The sequence below is a fragment of the Burkholderia sp. Ac-20384 genome, assembly GCF_017104605.1.
GTDB classification, from domain to species: Bacteria; Pseudomonadota; Gammaproteobacteria; order Burkholderiales; family Burkholderiaceae; genus Burkholderia; species Burkholderia lata.
Genome location: NZ_JAAGPE010000618.1, coordinates 1 through 1911 on the forward strand (window position 1 = coordinate 1; position 1911 = coordinate 1911).

A 1911-nucleotide genomic window follows, 5' to 3' on the forward strand; every position below is an offset into this window, starting at 1 on the left:
CCACCAGCTCGATCACGTCGCTGTCGACCGGCCTTTCGTCGACCAACAGCTCGGTCACATCGCTGTCGACTTCCACGTCGACCGGTCTGTCGTCGGCCACCAGTTCGATCACGTCGCTCTCGACCGGCCTCTCGTCGACCAACAGTTCGGTGACGTCGTTGTCGACTTCCACGTCGACCGGTTTGTCGTCGGCCACCAGCTCGATCACGTCGCTGTCGACCGGCCTTTCGTCGACCAACAGCTCGGTCACATCGCTGTCGACTTCCACGTCGACCGGTCTGTCGTCGGCCACCAGTTCGATCACGTCGCTCTCGACCGGCCTCTCGTCGACCAACAGTTCGGTGACGTCGTTGTCGACTTCCACGTCGACCGGTTTGTCGTCGGCCACCAGCTCGATCGGCTCACTGTCGACCGGCCTGAGCACGATTACGACCAAGACGAACAACCTTGGCAACAGCACGGCGTCGGCACTCGGCGGCGGCTCCACGTACGACCCGACGACCGGCACGGTTTCCGCGCCGGCGTACACGACCTACAACGCGAACGGCACGACGTCGACTGCCAACAGCGTCGGCTCGGCGATCAACAACATCAACAGCCAGGGCATCAAGTACTTCCACGCGAACTCGACCGGCCCGGACAGCACCGCGACCGGCACCGACGCCGTCGCGATCGGCACCGGCGCAGTCGCCGGCACCAACAATTCGGTGGCGCTCGGCGCCAATTCGCAGACCGGACCGGCCGTTGGCACGAGCAGCGCGACCGTCGGCGGCGTCACGTTCGGCGGATTCGCAGGCACCACGCCGGTCGGCACCGTTAGCGTCGGCACCGCAGGCAACGAGCGACAAATCACCAACGTCGCCGCTGGCCAGGTAACGCAGACCAGTACCGACGCGATCAACGGCAGCCAGCTGTATTCGGTCGCCCAACAGGTTGGTACCGCAACGAGCGCCATTTCGTCGCTGTCGACGGGCTTGAGCTCGACCAACAGTTCAGTGACCTCGCTGTCGACTTCGGCGTCGACGGGGCTGTCGTCGGCCAATAGCTCGATCACCTCGTTGTCGACCTCCACGTCGACGGGTCTGTCGTCGGCTAACAGCTCGATCGATTCGCTTTCAACCTCGACCTCGACGGGTCTGTCGTCGGCGAACAGCTCGATCACGTCTCTGTCGACCTCGACGTCGACGGGTTTGTCGTCGGCGAATAGCTCGATCACGTCGCTGTCCACGTCGACCTCGACCGGTCTGTCGTCGGCGAATAGCTCGATCACTTCGCTGTCCACGTCGACCTCGACCGGCCTGTCGTCGGCCAACAGCTCGATCACGTCGTTGTCGACCTCGACGTCGACCGGCCTCTCGTCGGCCAACAGCTCGATCACGTCGTTGTCGACCTCGACGTCGACCGGCCTGTCGTCGGCGAACAGCTCGATCGATTCGCTGTCGACTTCGACGTCGACGGGCCTGTCGTCGGCCAACAGCTCGATCACGTCGCTGTCGACTTCGACGTCGACGGGCCTGTCGTCGGCTAACAGCTCGATCGATTCGCTTTCAACCTCGACCTCGACGGGTCTGTCGTCGGCGAACAGCTCGATCACGTCGTTGTCGACCTCGACGTCGACTGGTCTCTCGTCGGCTACTAGCTCGATCGGTTCACTGTCGACCGGCCTCTCGTCGGCGAACAGCTCGATCGATTCGCTGTCGACTTCGACGTCGACGGGCCTGTCGTCGGCGAACAGCTCGATCACGTCGCTGTCGACTTCGACCTCGACCGGCCTGTCGTCGGCCAACAGCTCGATCGATTCGCTTTCAACCTCGACCTCGACGGGTCTGTCGTCGGCGAACAGCTCGATCACGTCGTTGTCGACCTCGACGTCGACTGGTCTCTCGTCGGCTACTAGCTCGATCGGTTCAC

At 63.5% G+C, this 1911-nt stretch carries 1 pseudogene; it reads left to right on the forward strand.

Features of this window, described 5'->3' with window-relative positions:
- Nucleotides 1-1911 (forward strand): annotated as a pseudogene (locus tag G3O00_RS42350) (hemagglutinin); the annotation flags it as partial.